This window comes from Telluria beijingensis, from assembly GCF_030770395.1.
GTDB lineage: Bacteria > Pseudomonadota > Gammaproteobacteria > Burkholderiales > Burkholderiaceae_D > Telluria > Telluria beijingensis.
The window spans coordinates 185279-204955 of the sequence record NZ_CP132480.1; the positions used below are offsets into that span (position 1 = coordinate 185279).

At 63.1% G+C, this 19677-nt stretch carries 21 protein-coding genes; 12 read left to right on the forward strand and 9 right to left on the reverse strand.

Annotated elements, in window-relative coordinates:
- Nucleotides 1-155: 155 nt before the first annotated feature.
- From recA to Q9246_RS00845, 6 genes are all read left to right on the forward strand, one after another.
- Nucleotides 156-1226, forward strand: a complete 1071-nt coding sequence (gene recA, locus Q9246_RS00820) for a recombinase RecA (protein ID WP_306394701.1) — start codon at nt 156-158, stop codon at nt 1224-1226.
- A 72-nt stretch (nt 1227-1298) separates the two neighbouring features.
- On the forward strand, nt 1299-1766 hold the full coding sequence (recX, locus tag Q9246_RS00825) for a recombination regulator RecX (protein WP_306394703.1): 468 nt from the start codon (nt 1299-1301) through the stop codon (nt 1764-1766).
- Between the two features lie 475 nt (nt 1767-2241).
- Nucleotides 2242-2805 carry a DUF2889 domain-containing protein gene (locus Q9246_RS00830; RefSeq protein ID WP_306398043.1) on the forward strand — a complete coding sequence of 188 codons (564 nt, stop codon included), beginning with the start codon at nt 2242-2244 and terminating at the stop codon, nt 2803-2805.
- Nucleotides 2806-2874: 69 nt separating this feature from the next.
- Entirely contained in the window at nt 2875-4044 is a 1170-nt protein-coding gene (gene sucC / locus Q9246_RS00835) for an ADP-forming succinate--CoA ligase subunit beta (RefSeq protein ID WP_306394705.1), read from the forward strand.
- 18 nt (nt 4045-4062) lie between these two features.
- Complete coding sequence (sucD, locus tag Q9246_RS00840; RefSeq protein ID WP_306394706.1) at nt 4063-4944, forward strand: succinate--CoA ligase subunit alpha; 882 nt, start codon at nt 4063-4065, stop codon at nt 4942-4944.
- A 306-nt stretch (nt 4945-5250) separates the two neighbouring features.
- The gene (locus Q9246_RS00845; protein WP_306394708.1) at nt 5251-5727 is read left to right on the forward strand and encodes a pilin; all 477 of its coding nucleotides are present in this window, start codon (nt 5251-5253) and stop codon (nt 5725-5727) included.
- Nucleotides 5728-5783: 56 nt separating this feature from the next.
- On the opposite strand, the gene Q9246_RS00850 is transcribed toward Q9246_RS00845, so the two are convergent.
- On the reverse strand, nt 5784-7853 hold the full coding sequence (locus Q9246_RS00850) for a S9 family peptidase (protein ID WP_306394710.1): 2070 nt from the start codon (nt 7851-7853) through the stop codon (nt 5784-5786).
- A 141-nt stretch (nt 7854-7994) separates the two neighbouring features.
- The gene (locus tag Q9246_RS00855; RefSeq protein ID WP_306394711.1) at nt 7995-8450 is read right to left on the reverse strand and encodes a fasciclin domain-containing protein; all 456 of its coding nucleotides are present in this window, start codon (nt 8448-8450) and stop codon (nt 7995-7997) included.
- Nucleotides 8451-8669: 219 nt separating this feature from the next.
- Here Q9246_RS00855 and Q9246_RS00860 point away from each other — a divergent pair, with 219 nt between their 5' ends.
- Nucleotides 8670-9635 (forward strand): MerR family transcriptional regulator, encoded by a 966-nt coding sequence (locus Q9246_RS00860; protein WP_306394712.1) that lies wholly within the window; start codon nt 8670-8672, stop codon nt 9633-9635.
- A 3-nt stretch (nt 9636-9638) separates the two neighbouring features.
- Here Q9246_RS00860 and Q9246_RS00865 read toward each other — a convergent pair whose 3' ends face one another.
- The 4 genes from Q9246_RS00865 to moaC all read right to left on the reverse strand — a co-directional run bounded on the left by Q9246_RS00865 (nt 9639) and on the right by moaC (nt 11876).
- Complete coding sequence (locus Q9246_RS00865; protein ID WP_306394713.1) at nt 9639-10352, reverse strand: flagellar brake protein; 714 nt, start codon at nt 10350-10352, stop codon at nt 9639-9641.
- Nucleotides 10353-10482: 130 nt separating this feature from the next.
- A complete protein-coding gene (locus Q9246_RS00870) occupies nt 10483-10878 on the reverse strand; it encodes a VOC family protein (RefSeq protein ID WP_306394714.1) in 396 nt (131 codons plus the stop codon).
- A 37-nt stretch (nt 10879-10915) separates the two neighbouring features.
- Nucleotides 10916-11251: a hypothetical protein gene (locus Q9246_RS00875; RefSeq protein ID WP_306394715.1), complete on the reverse strand. Its 336-nt coding sequence runs from the start codon at nt 11249-11251 to the stop codon at nt 10916-10918.
- Between the two features lie 118 nt (nt 11252-11369).
- Nucleotides 11370-11876, reverse strand: coding sequence for a cyclic pyranopterin monophosphate synthase MoaC (moaC, locus tag Q9246_RS00880; RefSeq protein WP_306394716.1), 507 nt, complete (start codon nt 11874-11876; stop codon nt 11370-11372).
- A gap of 134 nt (nt 11877-12010) precedes the next feature.
- On the opposite strand from moaC, the gene Q9246_RS00885 reads away from it, so the two are divergent.
- Nucleotides 12011-13549 (forward strand): M48 family metallopeptidase, encoded by a 1539-nt coding sequence (locus Q9246_RS00885; RefSeq protein WP_306398045.1) that lies wholly within the window; start codon nt 12011-12013, stop codon nt 13547-13549.
- Here the strand turns inward: Q9246_RS00885 and Q9246_RS00890 are convergent, their stop codons facing one another.
- From Q9246_RS00890 to Q9246_RS00900, 3 genes are all read right to left on the reverse strand, one after another.
- On the reverse strand, nt 13550-14137 hold the full coding sequence (locus Q9246_RS00890; protein ID WP_306394717.1) for a DUF2946 family protein: 588 nt from the start codon (nt 14135-14137) through the stop codon (nt 13550-13552).
- A gap of 1 nt (nt 14138) precedes the next feature.
- On the reverse strand, nt 14139-15122 hold the full coding sequence (locus Q9246_RS00895) for a YheT family hydrolase (RefSeq protein ID WP_306394719.1): 984 nt from the start codon (nt 15120-15122) through the stop codon (nt 14139-14141).
- A 159-nt stretch (nt 15123-15281) separates the two neighbouring features.
- Complete coding sequence (locus tag Q9246_RS00900) at nt 15282-15476, reverse strand: zinc-finger domain-containing protein (protein WP_306394720.1); 195 nt, start codon at nt 15474-15476, stop codon at nt 15282-15284.
- 258 nt (nt 15477-15734) lie between these two features.
- Here Q9246_RS00900 and Q9246_RS00905 point away from each other — a divergent pair, with 258 nt between their 5' ends.
- Genes Q9246_RS00905 through pyk form a run of 4 tightly spaced genes read left to right on the forward strand, consistent with a single transcriptional unit; the run spans nt 15735 to nt 19577 of the window.
- Nucleotides 15735-16487, forward strand: a complete 753-nt coding sequence (locus Q9246_RS00905) for an AzlC family ABC transporter permease (RefSeq protein WP_306394721.1) — start codon at nt 15735-15737, stop codon at nt 16485-16487.
- Nucleotides 16480-16824 carry an AzlD domain-containing protein gene (locus Q9246_RS00910; protein ID WP_306394722.1) on the forward strand — a complete coding sequence of 115 codons (345 nt, stop codon included), beginning with the start codon at nt 16480-16482 and terminating at the stop codon, nt 16822-16824. The genes Q9246_RS00905 and Q9246_RS00910 overlap by 8 nt, the downstream gene beginning before the upstream one ends.
- Before the next feature lie 39 nt (nt 16825-16863).
- Nucleotides 16864-18063, forward strand: a complete 1200-nt coding sequence (locus tag Q9246_RS00915; RefSeq protein ID WP_306394723.1) for a phosphoglycerate kinase — start codon at nt 16864-16866, stop codon at nt 18061-18063.
- A gap of 53 nt (nt 18064-18116) precedes the next feature.
- Nucleotides 18117-19577, forward strand: a complete 1461-nt coding sequence (pyk, locus tag Q9246_RS00920; RefSeq protein ID WP_306394724.1) for a pyruvate kinase — start codon at nt 18117-18119, stop codon at nt 19575-19577.
- The last annotated feature ends 100 nt before the right edge of the window (nt 19578-19677 follow it).

A 19677-nucleotide genomic window follows, 5' to 3' on the forward strand; every position in this document is an offset into this window, starting at 1 on the left:
TTTGATTTGTCGCAACAATGCGAGTCTTGACCCATTTATTGACAAGATGATCACGTATTAGTGCTTGCAAAAACCACTGGATTTTTATACAGTAGTGGCTCTTGAAGTGCGCGTGCGCGCCCACACCTTGCCTACTCCACGATTGAAAGTACACCATGGACGACAAAAAATCCGCATTGAACGCCTCTGAAAAAGGCAAGGCGCTGGCAGCCGCCCTGGCGCAGATCGAAAAGCAGTTCGGCAAGGGTTCGGTGATGCGCATGGACACCAGCGCACCGGTCGAAGAAGTGCAGACTGTTTCCACCGGCTCGCTGGGCCTCGACATCGCCCTGGGCGTCGGCGGCCTGCCGCGCGGCCGTATCGTCGAGATCTACGGCCCTGAATCGTCGGGTAAAACCACGCTCACCCTGCAGACCATCGCCCAGATGCAAAAACTGGGTGGCACCTGCGCCTTCATCGACGCCGAGCACGCGCTCGACGTCACCTATGCCCAAAAATTGGGCATCAACCTGGGCGACCTGCTGATTTCGCAGCCGGATACCGGCGAACAGGCGCTCGAAATCACCGACGCGCTGGTGCGTTCGGGCAGCGTCGACCTGGTGGTCATCGACTCGGTGGCGGCACTGACCCCGCGCGCCGAGATCGAAGGCGATATGGGCGACTCGCTGCCGGGCCTGCAGGCGCGCCTGATGTCGCAAGCGCTGCGCAAGCTGACCGGTTCGATCAACCGCACCAATACCTTGGTGATCTTCATCAACCAGATCCGTATGAAGATCGGCGTCATGTTTGGCAGCCCGGAGACCACCACCGGCGGTAACGCACTGAAGTTCTACGCCTCGGTGCGCATGGACATCCGTCGTACCGGCTCGATCAAGTCGGGCGACGAAGTGATCGGTAACGAAACCAAGGTCAAGGTCGTCAAGAACAAGATCGCGCCACCGTTCAAGGAAGCCCACTTCGACATCCTGTACGGAGCAGGCACCTCGCGCGAAGGCGAGATCCTGGACCTGGGCGCCGACAACAAGATCGTCGAAAAGGCGGGCTCGTGGTACAGCTATAACGGTGAGCGCATCGGCCAAGGCAAGGACAATGCCCGTCAGTTCCTGGTGGATCGTCCGGCCCTGGCGCGCGAGATCGAGAACAAGGTCCGTGCCGCCCTGGGCGTGCGCGAACTGCCACCGATCGCGGGCGACGACAAGCCGAAGCTGCAGGCGGTTGGTGAGTAATCGCCTGGTGCGGACGGCGCGGCAGGGTAGCGCCTTTGTCGTCCGCGCCATGTCGTTGTCGACGGTGTCCTCATGCCAGCACCCGTACTGAGCCTCAAGGCGCGCGCGCTGCGCTACCTGTCGCAGCGCGAGCACAGCCGGTTTGAATTGCGGCGCAAGCTGGCCAAGTATGCGCAAGAGGATGAAGACGTCGATGCGCTGCTGGATTTCCTTGAAAAGAATAACTGGCTGTCGCAAGAACGTTTTGCCGAATCGCTGATCAACCGCAAGGCCAGCCGCTACGGCAATAGCCGTGTGGTGGCCGAGCTGCAAAGCCATGGCGTGACCGGCGATGCGCTGGTCGAGATCAAGGCCGAGCTGTCCGACAGCGAAACCGCGCGCGCCATCGAAGTCTGGCAGCGCAAGTTCGGCACGGTCGCCACCGATGCCGCGGCGCGCGCCAAGCAGATGCGCTTCCTGCTGCAGCGGGGGTTTTCCCAGCGCGCGGCGCGAACCGCGATGCAGGGCAGCCCAGCGGACGATGAGTTTCACGAAGGGTAGGGTGGACGGGTTCCCCGTCCACGCGTTCGACTGACATTCAAATCGCTTGAATGCCCCAAGAAACCCATGTTACTGCGCAAAACCCGCGATCCAGGCGCCAGCGTGGAGCGTCATCCCCGATATGCCCAGGCATATTCCTCAACGGGCGATGGCGCTGCACGCTGGCGCTTTTTTTGCCTGATCGTGACTGAAATACATATCTTTCATTCACATGATGAATGATGTGCGGTGACTGCTGGCACACAGGCGAATAATATATGTGTCAAACGCGCCGTCATATTCCAGTCAAGTCCCTTCATCTTCTGGTACCTTCCCTTACCAACCCTTTCTTTCCCATGCGCCGGTCTGGACGCTGTGCTAAACTTTGCGGGTTTAAGCAGCGCCGCATGAGCGGTTGTTGTCGCAGAAGCTGCGTCAACGTGCACGAAGCACACCGGCTGCACCACTAACCGCCGTCCCGACGGCACTGGTACTTATGCCTCTGTCACCTCCCGTATCGCGCTCGCTCCGGCATACGCGCGCCATCACAGTCGAAGCGTTCGCGCGCGACGATGGCTTGTGGGACCTGGATGCCAATATCCGCGATGTCAAAACGCGTACCATCGCGCTCGCTTCCGGCGAACGGCCCGGCGGCACGCCGGTGCACGACCTCAAGCTGCGCGTGACCATCGACCGCGACCTCAACATCGTCGACGCCGAAGCCGCGTCCGATGCCGTCCCGTATCCGGGCTACTGCGATACCATCGGCCCTGCCTACAAGAAGTTGATCGGGCTCTCGCTCGTGAACCATTTCCGGTTGCACCTGAAAGACCGCCTATCCGGCGTGCTCGGCTGCACCCACTTGACCGAATTGGCCCAGGTGCTGCCGACCGCAGCCTTGCAAGCCTTTGCTGACGACAATGTCGACGCCCCAGGTGGGCGCGGCGGCTCGTCAACCGACCGTCCATTTGAGCTCGACCGTTGCCATGCCCTGCGCAGCGACGGCCCTGCCGTGGCCAAATACTACCCACGCTGGTCGATCAAGGCCGTCTCGGGTTAGCGTTCGTCGTTTTTATTTTTTGTAGTTCAACCGTATTTCTAATTCAGTAATAGAAGAAGGGAAGCCAGCATGAAGATCCATGAGTACCAGGGCAAAGAGATCCTCCGAAAATTCGGAGTGACCGTTCCGCGCGGCATTCCGTGCATGTCGGTGGAGGACGCCGTCAAGGCCGCTGAAGAGCTGGGCGGTCCGGTCTGGGTCGTCAAGGCGCAGATCCACGCTGGTGGCCGTGGCAAGGGCGGCGGCGTCAAGGTCGCCAAGTCGATCGAACAAGTCAAGGAATACGCCGACCAGATCATGGGCATGCAGCTGATCACCCACCAGACCAGCCCTGAAGGCCAGAAAGTGCGTCGCCTGATGATCGAAGAAGGCGCCGACATCAAGCAGGAACTGTACGTCTCGCTGGTCACCGACCGCGTGACCCAGAAGGTCGTGCTGATGGCCTCGTCGGAAGGCGGCATGGACATCGAAGAAGTCGCGCACAGCAACCCTGAAAAAATCCACAACGTCGTGATCGATCCGGCCGTCGGCCTGACCGACGCCGACGCCGACAGCATCGCCGCCAAGATCGGCGTGCCTGAAGGTTCGATCGCCGACGCACGCGCCAACCTGCAAGGCCTGTACAAAGCCTACTGGGATACCGACGCATCGCTGGCCGAAATCAACCCGCTGATCGTTACCGGCTCGGGCAAGATCATCGCCCTGGACGCAAAATTCAACTTCGACGCCAACGCGCTGTTCCGTCACCCTGAAATCGTCGCCTACCGCGACCTGGACGAAGAAGATCCGGCCGAAGTCGAAGCATCGAAGTTCGACCTGGCTTACATCTCGCTCGACGGCAACATCGGCTGCCTGGTGAACGGCGCCGGCCTGGCCATGGCGACCATGGACACCATCAAGCTGTTCGGCGGTGAGCCGGCCAACTTCCTGGACGTCGGCGGTGGCGCTACGGCCGAGAAAGTGACCGAAGCCTTCAAGATCATGCTGAAGAACCCGGAACTGAAGGCCATCCTGGTCAACATCTTCGGCGGCATCATGCGGTGCGACGTCATCGCCGAAGGCGTGATCACCGCATCGAAAGCCGTGTCGCTGCAAGTGCCGCTGGTCGTGCGCATGAAGGGCACCAACGAAGACCTGGGCAAGAAGATGCTGGCTGACTCGGGTCTGCCGATCATCGCCGCAGACACGATGGAAGACGCAGCGAAATCGGTCGTTGCCGCCGCTGCTGGTAAAGCCTAATTCGCTAAGGAAATAAAAATGTCGATTCTGATCAACAAAGACACCAAAGTCATCACCCAGGGCATCACCGGCAAGACCGGCCAATTCCACACCCGCATGTGCCGCGACTACGCGAACGGCAAGGAAGCCTTCGTTGCAGGCGTGAACCCGAAGAAAGCCGGTGAAGATTTCGAAGGCATTCCAATCTACGCATCGGTCAAGGAAGCCAAGTCGGAAACCGGCGCCACCGTGTCGGTCATCTACGTCCCACCAGCAGGCGCAGCCGCTGCCATCTGGGAAGCCGTCGAAGCCGAGCTGGACCTGGCAATTTGCATCACCGAAGGCATCCCTGTCCGTGACATGATGGAAATCAAGGATCGCATGGCCAAAGCCGGTTCCAAGACCCTGCTGCTGGGTCCGAACTGCCCAGGCCTGATCACCCCTGACGAAATCAAGATCGGCATCATGCCGGGCCACATCCACAAGAAGGGCCGTATCGGCGTCGTGTCGCGTTCGGGCACCCTGACCTATGAAGCAGTCGGCCAGCTGACCGCACTGGGCCTGGGCCAATCGTCGGCAGTCGGCATCGGCGGCGACCCGATCAACGGCCTGAAGCACATCGACGTGATGCGCATGTTCAACGACGATCCTGACACCGACGCAGTCATCATGATCGGCGAAATCGGCGGTCCGGACGAAGCCAATGCCGCGCATTGGATCAAGGACAATATGAAGAAGCCGGTCGTTGGCTTCATCGCCGGCGTCACCGCGCCTCCAGGCAAGCGCATGGGCCACGCCGGTGCGCTGATCTCGGGCGGCGCCGACACCGCGCAAGCCAAGCTGGAAATCATGGAAGCCTGCGGCATTACCGTCACCAAGAACCCGTCGGAAATGGCGCGTCTGCTGAAGGCGATGCTGTAATCCTGGCGATCTCTTGATCGACTGACAAGGTGGGGAGCTTTCGGCTCCCCATTTTTTATTCGAGTTCCATTTCTCGTCGCCAACAATCGTCACCTGACAAAAATTGCCGTACGGCACTGACAAATTTTGTCACCTGAGCCGCCAAATTTTGTCGTGGCGCAGGGTTTTCTTATCTCTAGGTTAATAAAATCGACCGTTTTCTGCTGTTTTCGGGCTGGCACGCCGCTTGCATATAGGAAAGCGTAGCAGCAGAGCAGCACAAGACACCGAGAAACACTTTTTGAAATACCACCCCTGGAGAGAAAAATGAACTTCAAGCAAATGCAAACCAAAAAAGCCGAAGGCGGCTTCACCCTGATCGAACTGATGATCGTCGTCGCGATTATCGGTATCCTGGCAGCCGTCGCTATCCCGGCATACAGCGATTACACCGCGAAAGCCAAGGCTGCGAATGCACTGTCGGCTGTCGATCCGTTCAAGACCGCAGTGGCAATGTGCGGTCAAGAAGCTGGTAGCCTGGACGCCTGCAACACCTCGGCAGACCCAAATCCATTCCGTGAATTCACCGAGACCAATGAAGTGGCATCGCTGACCGTCGAAGACGCAGGCGTGATCGAAATCGTCCTGAAGGACATCGGCGCGGATACCGGCACCACGACCGTCACCTTCACCCCGACCCTGGGCACCAGCGCGATCACCTGGGCAATCGCTGCATCGACCGAGAACGAAGCTGTCAAGCTCGCGTTCGAAAAGAACAGCGTGACCCCGCCAGCAGCTGAGTAATCGACCTGACTGATACAAAAAGCCCGCTTCACAGCGGGCTTTTTTGTATTCCAGACTTACTTCGCAGCAGGCTGCCCCTTCAGATACTGATCCAGCCACCCCATTACGGTGTGATGCCACTGCACCGAGTTCGCCGGCTTGAGCACCCAGTGGTTCTCATCCGGGAACACTAGCAGTTTGCTCTCCACACCCATGCGCTGCAGCGCGGTGAACGTCCCCAGCGCCTGCGCCGTCGGGATCCGGAAATCGAGGTCGCCCTGGATCACCAGCATCGGCGTCTTCCACTTGTTCACGTGGTGAACCGGATTGAAGCGCTCATGGTTCTCAGGCACCTTGAAGTACGGGCCGCCGCTTTCCCAATCGGTGAACCACTGCTCCTCGGTCGAATACGCCATGCCGCGCGTATCGAACACGCCGTCATGGTTGACGATGCACTTGAACTCATCCGACCAGTTACCCGCGATCCAATTCATCATATAACCGCCATAGGACGCGCCGAGCGCGCAATCGCGTGAACGATCGAGCCACGGGAACTTCTGCACCGCCGCGTCATAGCCCTTCTGCAGGTCGACCAGCGGCTTGCCGCCCCAGTCGTTGCTGATCGAATCCGTGAACTTCTGGCCATAGCCGGTCGAACCGTGGAAGTCGATGAACACGGCTGCAAAACCCGCGCCGGCATACACCTGCGGATTCCAGCGATAGCTCCAGCTATTGCCGAAGCTGCCCTGCGGGCCGCCGTGGACGATGAAGGCGACCGGATATTTCTGGCCCGGCTGCGCATTCCACGGCTTCATCACATAGCCGTACACGGTCTCGCCGTTGGCGCCGGCGAACGAGAACTGCTCGGATTCGCCGAAACGCACGTCCTTCAGGCGCTCGGTATTCAGGTCGGTCAGCTGCTTCGGCCTGGCGCCCAGCTTCATCGAGAACAGCTGCGCACCCGACTGCAGGTTCGCCTGGGTATAGACCAGGGTGTCGCGCTTCAGGTCATAGGCGCCGACCGCGCCCTTGTCGGTCAAGGGCGTCACCTTGCCGCTGGCGACGTCGATCGAGAACAGGCGGTGCTGGCCGATGTCTTCGGCATCGACGATCAGCGCCTTGCCGTCCGCGCGCCATACCAGGTTGCCGGCCGAGCGGTCCCAGTCGGCCGCCAGCTTGCGCTTCTGGCCGCTGGCCACGTCCATCAGCATGACCTGGTAGCGGTCGGCCTCGAAGCCGGGACGCGCCATCGCCAGGTAGGCGAGGGTACGGCCGTCCGGCGAGAAGGTTCCCTTGGTATCCCATGCCAGGTTATCGGCAGTCAGGTTGCGCGGCGCGGCGCCGCCCGCGGCGGGGACGCTGTACAGGTCGAAGTTGGTCGACCAGGCTTCGGTCTTGCCGGCGATGCGGGCCGAGAAGACGATGGTCTTGCCGTCCGGGCTGAAGCGGTATTCCTCGCGGTCGCCGAACGGCTTCGAGGGCACGTCGCCGTCGAGCGAGCCGGACAGGCTGACCGGTTCGCCGCCGGCCTTGCCGTCCGCGCCCAGCGGCGCCGAGAACAGCACCGCGTTGCGGTGGTCGCCCCAGGTATCCCAGTGGCGCACGAACAGGCGGTCATAGACCTTGCCGGTGGCCTTGTCCTTTTCCTTGGCATCCAGGCGCGACTTGGTGCAGGCCAGGTCGGCGCAATCGCGGAACACGGCCAGGCTGAAGGCCAGGCGGTCGCCACTTGGGGCCAGGCGGAAGTTGTCGACGTCCAGCGGCAGGCTGGTGACCTGCACCGGCTCGCCGCCGGCGACCGGCTGGCGCCACACCTGCGACGAGCCCGAGCGCGCCGACAGGAAGTACACGGCGTCGCTAGAGGGCGACCATTCCGGGTCGCTGCTGCTGGACGCATGCTGGCTCAAGCGTTGCGGCACCGGCTTGGCGGCGCGCAGGTCGACCATCCACAATTGGGTATTGCCGCGGTTCTTGTCCATCTCCGTGCTGCGCACGGTATAGATCACGCGCGTGGCGTCCGGCGATACGGCCGGGCTCCCGACCCGGTCCATATTGACCAGGTCTTCCACAGTAAAGCCGCGCGGCGCGGCCGTCGCAGTGGTGGCGGCCAGCAGGGCCGCCGCCATCGTCAGCAAGCGAAATGTCATTCCATCCTCGTCGATCAGTGCCGCGGCAGGGTGCCGCGGGCAAGCCGGCAATTTACCATGATGTCATCGGGCATGAGCCTAATGCATGCTCTGCCGCCACGCGCCAGGCCCTGGCAACGCCGAACAACGAGGAGGCCTTGCTTATTTCGGCATGATGACCGTATCGATCACGTGGATCACGCCATTGTCGGCCGCGATATCGGTCTTGGTCACGGTCGCCTTGTCGACCATGACCTTGCCGCCGGCGACCTTCACCGCGAACGCGCTGCCTTCGACAGTCTTGACGTCGCCGGGCTTCACGTCGGCGGCCATGACCTTGCCGGGCACCACATGATAGGTCAGCACTTTGGACAGCGCCGCCTTGTCTTTCAGCAGGGCGTCGAGTTTGGCTTTCGGAATCTTAGCGAAGGCAGCGTCGGTCGGGGCGAAGACGGTGAAAGGACCCGGGCCTTTCAGGGTATCGGTCAGGCCGGCCGCCTGCACTGCGGTCACCAGCGTATTGAAGGTGCCGGCCGACTTGGCCGTGTCCACGATGTCGGCGGCCTGTGCCGAAGCAAAGGCAAATGCGAGAGGCACGGCGAACAAGATCTTTTTCATTGTCGACTCCAGAAGGTTGGTAAGTGATGGTTCACAGTGAACCGATCTGAAACCAATTTAACGCGCACAGACGCACGTGTCTAATGTGTGACACGAGTTATTTGGATAAAATAGGTTCAACTATGGTTCAATTGGATAATGCTGAGTGTCAAGACTGCAAGATTGTTCAATATGTGACACCATTCGTTTTCACTCCATTGTTCTACTTCAGGACGCGTCATGACGGACTCATTCAAACCAGGGCAGGATCGGATCATGTACCGCACCGGCGCCGCCGCGCGGCTGGCCGGCCTGCCGGTCGAGACATTGCGTGTATGGGAGCGCCGCTACAGCCTGTCGCATGCCGAGCGCTCCGAACGCGGCCAGCGTCTGTATTCGGCCGAGCAGGTCGCTCGCCTGGGGCTGCTCAAGCAACTAGTCGACCAGGGGCATTCGATCGGCGTGCTGGCCGGATTGAGCCGCGACCAATTGCAGGCGATGCTGGGTCTGGACGGTCAAGCCAGGGCAGTCCAGACGACACCGGTACGCGTGCTGCTGGTCGGCGCCATGCTGGCGCGGCGCGTGGCCGCCATGGGGCATGGCGCCCTCGGCCTGGACGTGACTGGCCACTGCGCCGGTCTCGCACTGGCTGAGGATTTGCCTCGGGACTCCGGCGCCGAAGTGCTGGTGATCGAGCAATCCGAGCTGGACGAGCGGGTCATGCCGGCCATCGCCAGCGCGCGAGAGGCAACCGGTGTCGCCGCGGTCGTCGTCCTGTACCGATTCTGTTCGAGCGCCACGATCCGCGCCCTGCGCGCACAGGGGTGTCTGGTGGCGCGCATACCAGCCGACCTGAACGAGTTGGCACTGCTGTGCCAGTCGGCCCTGACCGGCCACCGCCCGCCCGTGCAGCAAGCGCCCGCAGCCGCCATTGCGCCGCCGCGCTTCGCTGACGAGGACCTGGCCAATATCGCGGCCGCCGGCAACCGCCTGAGCTGCGAATGTCCACGTCACCTGACCGAGTTGCTGCTGATGGTGGGCAGTTTCGAGCGCTATAGCCAGCACTGCGCCTCACGCAATCCGGAAGACGCGGCGCTGCACGCCGAGCTGGCGCTGGCCTCGGGCCGGGCGCGGGTGGTGCTGGAGGCGGCGATGGAGCGGCTGGCGGTAGAAGAGGGATTGCCCCTGCCAAAAGGCTGGGCTTAAGGCCTACACGATCTTGCCGCGGTCGGCCAGCAAGGCCTCATAGGTCATGTTCTGCAGCAGCGTGTAGTGGACCGGATCGAGGTCGATGAACTGCACGCCATAGCTGTACATCTCGGCCCGGCCCTCGGCGGGCTTGCCGACCGCCAGGTTCCGGATGCTGGCCCGGGTGCGGACTTGCGTTTCCTCGTTGGCGGGCGGGACCGTCAGCGCGAATTGCAGGTCCACGATATCTTCCTCGGGCGGCAAGGGCTGCGAGGAATCGATGCGCGCGCCCGTCACCGACACGTTCGCAAGCAGGCACTCCATCGACGTCGCGCCCTGCTTGACGCCGGCCACCCGCACCGGCAGGTCGGCCCGTACCCGCATCGCGCCGCGCAGGCTGGTGCCCTGGATCGAGGTCGGGAAAGACAGGTGGACGTAGTTCAGGGGACGGGTAAAAACGCGCTCGACCGAGCAGGCGAACGAACACACGTTCACGCCGGAGAATACCCGGATGGTGACCCGTTCGCCTTCGGTCAGCCCGATCGGCACGCCATCCTCGAGAGGAATCCTGACGATCAGGTACTCGTCCTTGACGTAGCCGATGAGGCTGGAAAAATGCGGCACCGGCTTGACCCGGCGATGGGTGATCAATTGCAGGCGGACGCCGACCTGCATGTTCAGCGTCTCGAACTCGAATTCCTGTGGCTTCAGCTCATGGGCTTGGGCGCTGTTCATATCGGTCAAGCAGGCGTGCGGATATTGCCGAAGAGAAAAGCCTGCATGATAGCAGCAGCGTCCCCCTTGGAATGTATCGTAATGTCACTCCTTGCGACTAAAGACCAATATCAGGAAGTCAATGATTCATTCAGCTCAGGTTGAGTTGCCAGGAGACGCCGAAGCGATCGCTCAGCCAGCCGAACTTGCGGCTGAATCCATAATTGTCCGGCGCCATCATGACCGCACCGCCGCTGGACAGTTGGGCGAAGGCGTTATCGAATTCGGCCTCATCCTCGCACTCGACAAACAGCGACATCGACGGCGTGAAGGTGAAGCCGTGCTTGGCCGGGCTGTCGATGCAGATCACGTCCTGGCCGGCGAGGGTAAAGGCGGCCCGCTTGACGGTGCCTTCGGGACCCATTTCGCCGCTCTTGTACAGTTCGACATGCTTGACATCGGAACCGGCGAATAGCGGCACGTAGAAGCGCATCGCTTCCTCGGCTGCGCCTTCGAACATCAGGAATGGGGTAACGCTGCGTGCCATCGGTGACTCCTTTCAGGTGAGGTGACGAGGGTGGTGCTTATCGCGCCGGTTTCCATCCCGCCGACATGGCCTCGGCAAAGCTCTGGCCCATGAGCTCGACCGCCTTCTGGTTGGCGTTGATGAGCCGGCCGAACGACTGCTGCTGGACCGCGACGGCATTGCGGGTCAGGGCTTCGGCGCACGACTGCGAGGCGGCGATGAAGGCCTTGATCGTTTCTTCCATGATGATCCTGGACGAGCTGATCCAGAGCTGCTCCATGCTGGCGCGGGTCGAATCCGCGTAAACATTCGCGATCTTGAGAAAGGTGTCCTGGTAAGGCAGGGCGTTCAACTGGACCGTCGCTGCGGTGAACTGCGGGTATGCGTTCGTCATGACACATCCTCTCGGGGCAGAAGCAGGTTGAATTGGGGAAAGACACAATCGATGCGTTGCCCAACAGTATATGCCGAGTGGTGACGATGTCTATAGTATTGCGCAGGCCGCCGGGTGCTCAGGCGTCGATATCGGCGGTCCAGTCGCCGCTTTTGCCGCCATGTTTTTCCATGACACGCACATTGGTCATCACCATCCCGCGATCGACCGCCTTGCACATATCGTAAACAGTCAACAAGCCCACCTGCACCGCAGTGAGCGCTTCCATCTCGACCCCGGTCTTGCCAATGGTCTCCACCTGCGCCCGGCAATGCACGCCATGGTTCGCCTCGTCGATCTCGAAGTCGACCGCCACCCGCGTGATGGGCAACGGATGACACAACGGCACCAGGTCGCTGGTCCGCTTGGACGCCATGATCGCCGCAATCCGCGCAATCCCGATCACATCCCCCTTCTTGGCACTGCCCGAGGTAATCAAGGCCAGCGTCTCCGGCTTCATGCGGATGGTCCCGGCCGCCACCGCAATGCGGTGCGTGTCCTGTTTTGCGCCGACGTCGACCATATGGGCCTGGCCGGTGGCGTCGAAGTGGGTCAAATGGTCTGCGGTCGGGGTAGGATTCGTCATTACTCGGTTAATACGTAGGAGTGTCAAAATGGTTCGCCGGGCAGCAGCTGATGCCCGGATGCAGGTATGATAGCACCGTGAAATCCGTCGTCCGTCCAGCAACGGCGCGCCGCTGGCGCTCCTCCCTGTCCGTCATGGCCCTGTGCCTGGCGACCGCATTCCCCGTTGCCGCGCAATCCGACGTGCTCAGGCGGCCCGATTCGACCCGCCTGCCCACGCTCGGCGACACCGCGCGCGGCGACCTGTCGCCGATCGTCGAGCGCAAGGTGGGCGAGGAGTTCATGCGCGACATCCGGCGCGACCGCGATTACCTCGACGACGAACCGATCTCCGAATACCTGAACAATTTTGGCAACGCCCTGGTCGCCGCCGTGCCCGGCGCGCGCGGCGAGACCAATTCGGACTTTCACTTCTTTGCCGTGCGCGATCCGGCCTTGAACGCGTTCGCGATGCCGGGCGGTTTCATCGGCGCCCACTCGGGCCTGATCATCGCGGCCCAGACCGAATCGGAGCTGGCCGGCGTCATGGCGCACGAGATCGGCCACGTCACCCAGCGCCACATCGCGCGCAGGCTGGGCCAGCAAAAGCAGGATGTGCTGCTGCCGCTGGCCTCGATGATCCTGGCGGCGCTGGCGGCCCGGGCCAGCTCGGATGCGGCGATGGGTGTGCTGATGGGCGGCCAGGGCCTGGCCGTCCAGCGCCAGCTGAACTTCAGCCGCGATGCCGAGCGCGAGGCCGACCGGGTCGGCTTCCAGATCATGGAGGCGGGCGGTTACGACACCACCGGCATCGTCGCCTTCTTCCGGCGCCTGCAGGCCGCGTCCAGGCTGTATGGCGACCTGCCCCCCAGCTTGGCCAGCCTGAGCAGCCACCCGCTGACCCAGGACCGGATTACCGACATGCAGGCGCGCATCCGCGAGATTCCCAAGAAGCAGCGCGTTGACAGCCTCGACTTCCACCTGGTGCGCGCGCGCATCCGGGTGCTGCAGGACACGAGCGAGCAAGGCCGGCGCGACACCCGCACCGCCTTCGAGACCCAGCTCAAGGAGCAGCCTCACCGCCAGTGGCAGGCCGGCGCCCAGTATGGCCTGTCCTACCTGGCGCTCAAGCAGAACGACCTGGCAGGGGCGCAGCGCTGGCTCGACAAGGCGCGCGAGACGATGAAGCCGCGCGAAGGCGTGCTGTCGGTGGCATCGACGAGCGTGGGCGATGGCGCGACCATGTTCGCCGGGCTGTCGCTGGAGATCAAGATGGCGCCGGGCCAGCCGGCCGCCGTGCTGGAAGAGGCGGTCAAGGAGGCCGATGCGGCGCGCCAGCGCTTCCCGCTGTCGCGCGCGCTCGCGCACCAGTACGCGCAGGCGCTGATCGCGACCGAGCGCTTCGACGAGGCGGCGCGCTTCCTGCGCGACCAGACCCAGCAGTATCGCGAGGAAGGCAAGCTGCACGACATGCTGGCCCGGACCTATGCCAAGCAGGGCAAGTTCGCGCTGCAGCACATGTCGCTGGCGGAGTCGTACGTGCTGGCCGGCGCCGTGCCGGCGGCGATGGCCCAGTTCGAACTGGCGCGCAAGGCCAGCGATGTGTCGTTCTACGACCAGGCCGTGATCGATGCGCGCGTGCGCGAACTCGAAGAACGCCAGAAGAAGGCGAAGGAAGAAGCCGAGGAACGGTGATTACGGCGCCGGCGTCCGGTTGAATCCGAACTTGCTTGATAGGTCGCTGCCGCCGATCCGCTCGACGGCAAGGCGCTTGCCATTCCACGGCAGCACCAGCGCGCCCGCGCCATGTTCCAGCCACGCCATCACCGCGTCGTCCGAGGCCGCCGCGCCATCGAGTTCCAGCAGGCTCAGCACCTGCGCGACGTCGCGGTCGTCCAGCTGCGCCACCCTGTCTCCCGCCACGAACACCAGCGCGCCGGCGTCGTTCAGGTAGACCTGTTCGACGTCCGCCAGCGCCTGCCCGGTCTGCAGCACCAGTCCCTGCTGCGGATCGGTGCGCGCGATGAACGGCGTCGCCTCCAGGTTCACATAGACCCGCTGCGGCCCGTTCTGGAAATACCAGTTGCCGCGCTCGTCGTGCAGGTAGTTACGGTTGATGAAGCCCACCAGCGCCGGATTGTTCAGGCGGTCGCCTGCCGCATCGGCGCGCTGGGCCGCCTCGTCGCGCATGCGCCAGCCGCCGCGCGCGTCGAGCGCCAGCCAGCCGTAGCAGTGGGGCACGTTCGGCCACTTGGCCATGGCCTGTTTTACGATATCGTCCATATCACGCAGCATCGCATGGTTCGGCCGGCTCAAGCGCGCGGCTGTTGGCCACAGCGTCGAAATGCCCCAGGATGCGCTGCGGCAGCCAGTCGATCCGGCCCGGGAAGCGGCCGGCGGCAAAGCCGACGTGCCCGCCCTGCTCGGGATACTCGAGCGTCACCGCGCTGGACGCCGACGTGGGCAGGTGGATGCCGGGCAGGAAGGGATCGTTGCGGGCATTGAGCACCAGCGTCGGCACCGTGATGTCGTGCAGCACGTGGCGCGCGCTGGCGCGGTGCCAGTAGTCGTCGGTATCGCGGTAGCCGTGCAGCGGCGCGGTGATCACGTTATCGAAGGCATACAGGTCGCGCGCGGCGAGCAGGGCGGCGCGGTCGAACAGGCCGGGGAATTGCTCCAGCTTGGCCAGGCACTTCGGCTTGAGCGTTTGCAGGAACATGCGGGTATACAGCAGGTTGAAGCCGGACGACAGCGCTTCGCCGCCGCGCGCCAGGTCGAGCGGGGCCGACACGGCGCAGGCGGCATCGATGAATTCGGCGCCGTGGCCCGATTCGCCCAGCCAGCGCAGCAGCGCATTGCCGCCCAGCGAGACGCCGGCCGCATACAGCACTCCCTGGTGCCGGGCGCGCAAGGCGCGCAGGATCCAGTCGATCTCGCCGGCGTCGCCCGAGTGGTAAAAGCGCGGCGCCAGGTTGGCTTCGCCGGAGCAGCCGCGAAAATGCGGCACCACGCCCGACCAGCCGCGCGCGCCGAGGGCCGCCATCAGGCCGCGCGCGTAATGGCTGTTCGAACTGCCTTCCAGGCCATGGAACAGCACCACCAGCGGCCGGCCTGGCTGGCCATCCACGAAATCGAGGTCGACGAAGTCGCCATCCGCGCTATGCCAGCGCTCGCGCCGGTAGGCGACCGGCGGCTTGGCGATGCAGGTCGCGGGATAGATGGTTTGCAGGTGGCCGCCAGGCAGCCAGATCGGAGAAGGGTAGTGCATGAAATAAAGGCAGTGCAGTCGAGAATCCACCACCATTGTCAGCCCTAAAACGTCGTTCCCGCGAAGGCGGGAACCCAAGCTTGCGGGCGTATCGATAGCGCGTGCAGAACTTGGGTTCCCGCCTTCGCGGGAACGACGTGTTCACTACAGCGAAAAGTGTCAGTGGTGCTTGACGACGGTGCCCGGCGCCAGGCGGTAGCCGGTGCCGCAGTACGGGCACTTGGCTTCGCCATGGTGGTCGAAATCGAGGAAGACGCGCGGGTGCGAGGACCACAGCGGCATGGCCGGGTTGGGGCAGTAGGCCGGCAGGTCCTTGGCCGTGAGCTCCACCACAGGCATCGTCTTTTGGTTCATCTGTTTCTCTCCGTCAGGCAAATTGGGCAAAGACTGGATTTTAACGGATTCGCTCTATTGTCGAAATGACCGTAAAATAATGCACTCAACATAAAGAGCACGAACGGCGCCTGCTATATTGGGCATCCAACTGGTGCCACATCCTCTCATGCGCTTTTTGCCCGACCGTTTCACGCCCACCATTACCGCCGCCATCCCCGGTTGCCGTTGCAAGAACGCCACATGTGCTGCGGTCGTGCGCGCGCTGCGGCCAGCCGCATGAGCGCGGAAGACGGGCAGGGCCGGCATCCCGCTTCCATCGGCGACGCCCCGAACCGCGAGGCCTGGAGCGACGGTTTCAAGACCGGCCTGCCGACCCTGTTCGGCATCGCCGCCTGGGGCCTGGTGGTCGGCATCGCCATGGTCAAGAGCGGCCTCTCGGTGCCGCAGGCGCTGGGCATGACCCTGCTGGTATTCGCCGGCTCGGCCCAGCTGGCCTCGCTGCCGCTGATCGCCGCCCAGGCCCCGATCTGGGTCATCTTCGCCACCGCCCTGGTGGTCAACCTGCGCTTCGTGATCTTTTCGGCGCTGCTGGCGCCGCATTTCGCCCACCTGCCATGGCGGCAGCGCTTTTATCTCGGTTATATCTCGGGCGACCTGACCGTCGCGCTCTTCCTGCAGCGCTATCCTACCGCGGCGCCAGCGGTCGGAAAATTGTCCTATTTGAAGGGATTGATGTTCCCGAACTGGATCGCCTGGCAGGTCGGCTCCTTCGTCGGCATTTTCCTGGGTAGTGCGGTGCCGGCCGAATGGGGGCTGGGTTTTGCCGGCACGCTCGCCATCCTCTGCATCATGGTGCCGCTGATGATCAATAACGCGGCCCTGTGCGGGGTGCTGGTGTCGGGGGCGATTTCGGTGCTGGCCTACGAGCTGCCGTACAAGCTGGGCCTGCTGCTGGCGGTGCTGGTGGGGATGGTCACCGCGATGGTGATCGAAGAAACGATTGCAAAGAAGAAGGTGTCGCGTGGCTGATTGGGAAATCTGGGTCGTGATCGGCGTGCTGTGCGTGGCCACCGCCGCCACCCGCAGCGCGTTCTGGATGATCGGCCACCGCGTGACGATCCCGCCGCGGGTCCAGGAAATGCTGCGCTACGCCCCGGCCTGCGCGCTGGCGGCCATCATCGGGCCCGACTTTTTGATCGATACGCAGGGTGAAGTGCAGTTCACGCTGGCGAACCCGAAGCTGCTGGCCGGCGTTGCCGCCTTCGCCTTCTATCTGTGGCGCCGGAACATGCTGCTGACGATTTTATTCGGCATGCTTGTATTTACGGCGCTGCGTGTACTGCATGTTTTTGGCGCCGCAGGCTAATGTACAATGACGTTTTTTCACTATTGCCACGCCGACCAAATGGACGCACTCCGTTTCACCCGCCTGCAAGACCTGATCGACCAACAAGCGCTGCAAGGCAAGCGCGTCTTTATCCGCGCTGACCTGAACGTCCCGCAAGATGACGCTGGCAATATTACCGAAGACACGCGCATCCGCGCCTCGGTGCCGGCGATCCAGGCCGCGGTCAAGGCTGGCGCGGCGGTGATGGTGACGTCCCACCTGGGCCGTCCGACCGAGGGCGAGTTCAAGCCTCAAGATAGCCTGGCGCCGGTCGCCAAGCGCCTGTCCGAGCTGCTGGGTCAGTCCGTCGAGTTGAAACAGGATTGGGTCGACGGCGTCGACGTCGCCCCGGGTTCCGTCGTGCTGCTGGAGAACTGCCGCGTCAACAAGGGCGAGAAGAAGAATAGCGACGAGCTGGCGCAGAAGATGGCCAGGCTGTGCGACGTGTATGTGAACGATGCCTTCGGCACCGCCCACCGCGCCGAAGCGACCACCCACGGCATCGCCAAGTTCGCGCCGATCGTGGCTGCCGGCCCGCTGCTCGCCGCCGAACTCGACGCCCTCGGTAAAGCCCTGGGCCAGCCGCAGCGACCGCTGCTGGCCATCGTCGCTGGCTCGAAGGTCTCGTCCAAGCTGACCATCCTGCAAAGCCTGGCCGACAAGGTCGATAACCTGGTCGTCGGCGGCGGCATTGCGAACACCTTCATGAAGGCCGTCGGCCTGAACATCGGCAAGTCGCTGGCCGAGAACGACCTGGTCGACGAAGCCAAGGCGATCATCGAGAAGATGTCGCAGCGCGGCGCCCAGGTGCCGATCCCTGTCGACGTGGTGTGCGCGAAGGAATTCGCCCCGACCGCGGCAGCGACCGTCAAGGATGTCGCCGACGTGAGCGACGACGACATGATCCTCGACATCGGCCCGAAAACCGCCGCCATGCTGGCCGAACAGGTCGCCAAGGCCGGCACCATCGTCTGGAACGGTCCGGTCGGTGTATTCGAATTCGACCAGTTCGCCGAGGGCACCAAGACCCTGGCGCTGGCCATCGCCCAGTCCCAGGGGTTCTCGATCGCCGGTGGCGGCGATACCCTGGCCGCGATTGCAAAATATAAAATCGCCGACCAGATCGGCTACATTTCGACCGGCGGCGGCGCTTTCCTGGAATTCTTGGAAGGCAAGACGCTGCCCGCTGTCGACATCCTGCTGCAACGCAGCGCTTAAAGCGAGACCCCAGCGCAGCCTTGCTGCGCTTTGTTTTTATACAAGGACAATCCATGTACCGTGGCACCAAGATCGTCGCAACCATCGGCCCTGCTTCGACCGACTTCGATATTCTCGTCAAAATGATCCGCGCCGGCGTCGACGTCGTGCGCCTGAACTTCTCGCACGGGAAGGCGCAGGACCATATCGATCGCGCGACCTTGGTGCGCCGCGCCGCCGCCGAATGCGGCCGTGAAGTGGCCATCATGGCCGATATGCAGGGTCCCAAGATCCGCGTCGGCAAGTTTGAAGAAGGCAAGATCTTCCTGGAGAATGGCGACCGCTTCATCCTGGATGCCAAGTGGGGCGATAACGGCGAGCTGGGCAACCAGGAACGCGTCGGCCTGGATTACAAGGCGCTGCCGCGCGACGTCAAGCCGGGCGACCGCCTGCTGCTCAACGACGGCCTGATCGTGCTGATCGTCGACCGCGTCGTCGGCCACGAGATCTTTACCACCACCAAGGTGGGCGGCGAACTGTCGAACAACAAGGGCATCAATCGCCAGGGCGGCGGCCTGACCGCGCCGGCGCTGACCTCGAAGGACATGGAAGACATCAAGACCGCGATGAGCTTCCAGGCCGACTACCTCGCCATCTCGTTCCCGAAGAGCGCGACCGATATGGAAATGGCGCGCCAGCTGGCCAATATCGCCGGCGAGCCGTATGGCCACAAGCCGATGATGATCGCCAAGATCGAGCGCGCCGAAGCGATTCCGGTGCTGCAAGAGATCCTGGACGCCTCGGACGGCATCATGGTCGCCCGCGGCGACCTGGCGGTCGAAGTCGGCAACGCCGCCGTGCCGGCGCTGCAAAAGCGCATGATCCGCATGGCGCGCGCATCGAACAAGCTGGCGATTACCGCGACCCAGATGATGGAGTCGATGATCGTCAACGCCGTGCCGACCCGCGCCGAAGTGTCCGACGTGGCGAACGCCGTGCTGGACGGCACCGATGCCGTCATGACCTCGGCCGAGACCGCATCGGGCAAGTACCCGATCGAGACCGTCGAGATGATGGCCGCGATCTGCGTCGAAGCCGAGCAATCCGAATACAACAAGATCGACGTCGATTTCCTGAACCAGCAGTTCACCCGCATCGACCAGACCATCGCCTACGGCACCCTGTTCACTGCCCACCACCTGAGCGTGAAGGCGATCGTGGCGCTGACCGAGTCGGGTTCGACCGCCCTGTGGATGAGCCGCTACAGCATCGACACCCCGATCTTCGCCCTGACCCCGCTGCAGGCGACGCAGCGCAAGGCGTCGCTGTACCGGAACGTGCGAGCATTCAATCTGCCGCAGGGCGGCGGCAGCAATGCCGTGCTGCGCAAGGCCGAAGAGCTGTTGATCAACGAAGGTTTCATCCGCAAGGGCGACCTGATCATCGTCACCTGGGGTTCGCCGATGGGCGAGGCGGGCGGCACCAACGCGCTCAAGATCGTGCGCGCCGGCGACCGCGGCCCCGAATATGATTAAACGGAAACCACGAGTGGCCTGAGACGCGACAGCGGCATTTGCCCGGCGTCCTCCAGGACGGAGGGCGCCGCGCTCGGCATTCGGGATTCCCGGACAAGTT

What these genes read in the sequence shown, in the direction of transcription:
- recX (WP_306394703.1), top strand. Translation starts at nt 1,299, where the DNA reads ATGCCAGCACCCGTACTGAGCCTCAAGGCGCGCGCGCTGCGCTACCTG.
- sucD (WP_306394706.1), top strand. Translation starts at nt 4,063, where the DNA reads ATGTCGATTCTGATCAACAAAGACACCAAAGTCATCACCCAGGGCATC.
- Q9246_RS00890 (WP_306394717.1), bottom strand. Translation starts at nt 14,137, where the DNA reads ATGGACGATATCGTAAAACAGGCCATGGCCAAGTGGCCGAACGTGCCC.
- Q9246_RS00860 (WP_306394712.1), top strand. Translation starts at nt 8,670, where the DNA reads ATGACGGACTCATTCAAACCAGGGCAGGATCGGATCATGTACCGCACC.
- pyk (WP_306394724.1), top strand. Translation starts at nt 18,117, where the DNA reads ATGTACCGTGGCACCAAGATCGTCGCAACCATCGGCCCTGCTTCGACC.
- Q9246_RS00895 (WP_306394719.1), bottom strand. Translation starts at nt 15,122, where the DNA reads ATGCACTACCCTTCTCCGATCTGGCTGCCTGGCGGCCACCTGCAAACC.
- recA (WP_306394701.1), top strand. Translation starts at nt 156, where the DNA reads ATGGACGACAAAAAATCCGCATTGAACGCCTCTGAAAAAGGCAAGGCG.
- Q9246_RS00850 (WP_306394710.1), bottom strand. Translation starts at nt 7,853, where the DNA reads ATGACATTTCGCTTGCTGACGATGGCGGCGGCCCTGCTGGCCGCCACC.
- Q9246_RS00855 (WP_306394711.1), bottom strand. Translation starts at nt 8,450, where the DNA reads ATGAAAAAGATCTTGTTCGCCGTGCCTCTCGCATTTGCCTTTGCTTCG.
- sucC (WP_306394705.1), top strand. Translation starts at nt 2,875, where the DNA reads ATGAAGATCCATGAGTACCAGGGCAAAGAGATCCTCCGAAAATTCGGA.
- Q9246_RS00830 (WP_306398043.1), top strand. Translation starts at nt 2,242, where the DNA reads ATGCCTCTGTCACCTCCCGTATCGCGCTCGCTCCGGCATACGCGCGCC.
- Q9246_RS00870 (WP_306394714.1), bottom strand. Translation starts at nt 10,878, where the DNA reads ATGGCACGCAGCGTTACCCCATTCCTGATGTTCGAAGGCGCAGCCGAG.
- Q9246_RS00845 (WP_306394708.1), top strand. Translation starts at nt 5,251, where the DNA reads ATGAACTTCAAGCAAATGCAAACCAAAAAAGCCGAAGGCGGCTTCACC.
- Q9246_RS00905 (WP_306394721.1), top strand. Translation starts at nt 15,735, where the DNA reads ATGAGCGCGGAAGACGGGCAGGGCCGGCATCCCGCTTCCATCGGCGAC.
- Q9246_RS00865 (WP_306394713.1), bottom strand. Translation starts at nt 10,352, where the DNA reads ATGAACAGCGCCCAAGCCCATGAGCTGAAGCCACAGGAATTCGAGTTC.
- Q9246_RS00915 (WP_306394723.1), top strand. Translation starts at nt 16,864, where the DNA reads ATGGACGCACTCCGTTTCACCCGCCTGCAAGACCTGATCGACCAACAA.
- Q9246_RS00900 (WP_306394720.1), bottom strand. Translation starts at nt 15,476, where the DNA reads ATGAACCAAAAGACGATGCCTGTGGTGGAGCTCACGGCCAAGGACCTG.
- moaC (WP_306394716.1), bottom strand. Translation starts at nt 11,876, where the DNA reads ATGACGAATCCTACCCCGACCGCAGACCATTTGACCCACTTCGACGCC.
- Q9246_RS00885 (WP_306398045.1), top strand. Translation starts at nt 12,011, where the DNA reads ATGGCCCTGTGCCTGGCGACCGCATTCCCCGTTGCCGCGCAATCCGAC.
- Q9246_RS00875 (WP_306394715.1), bottom strand. Translation starts at nt 11,251, where the DNA reads ATGACGAACGCATACCCGCAGTTCACCGCAGCGACGGTCCAGTTGAAC.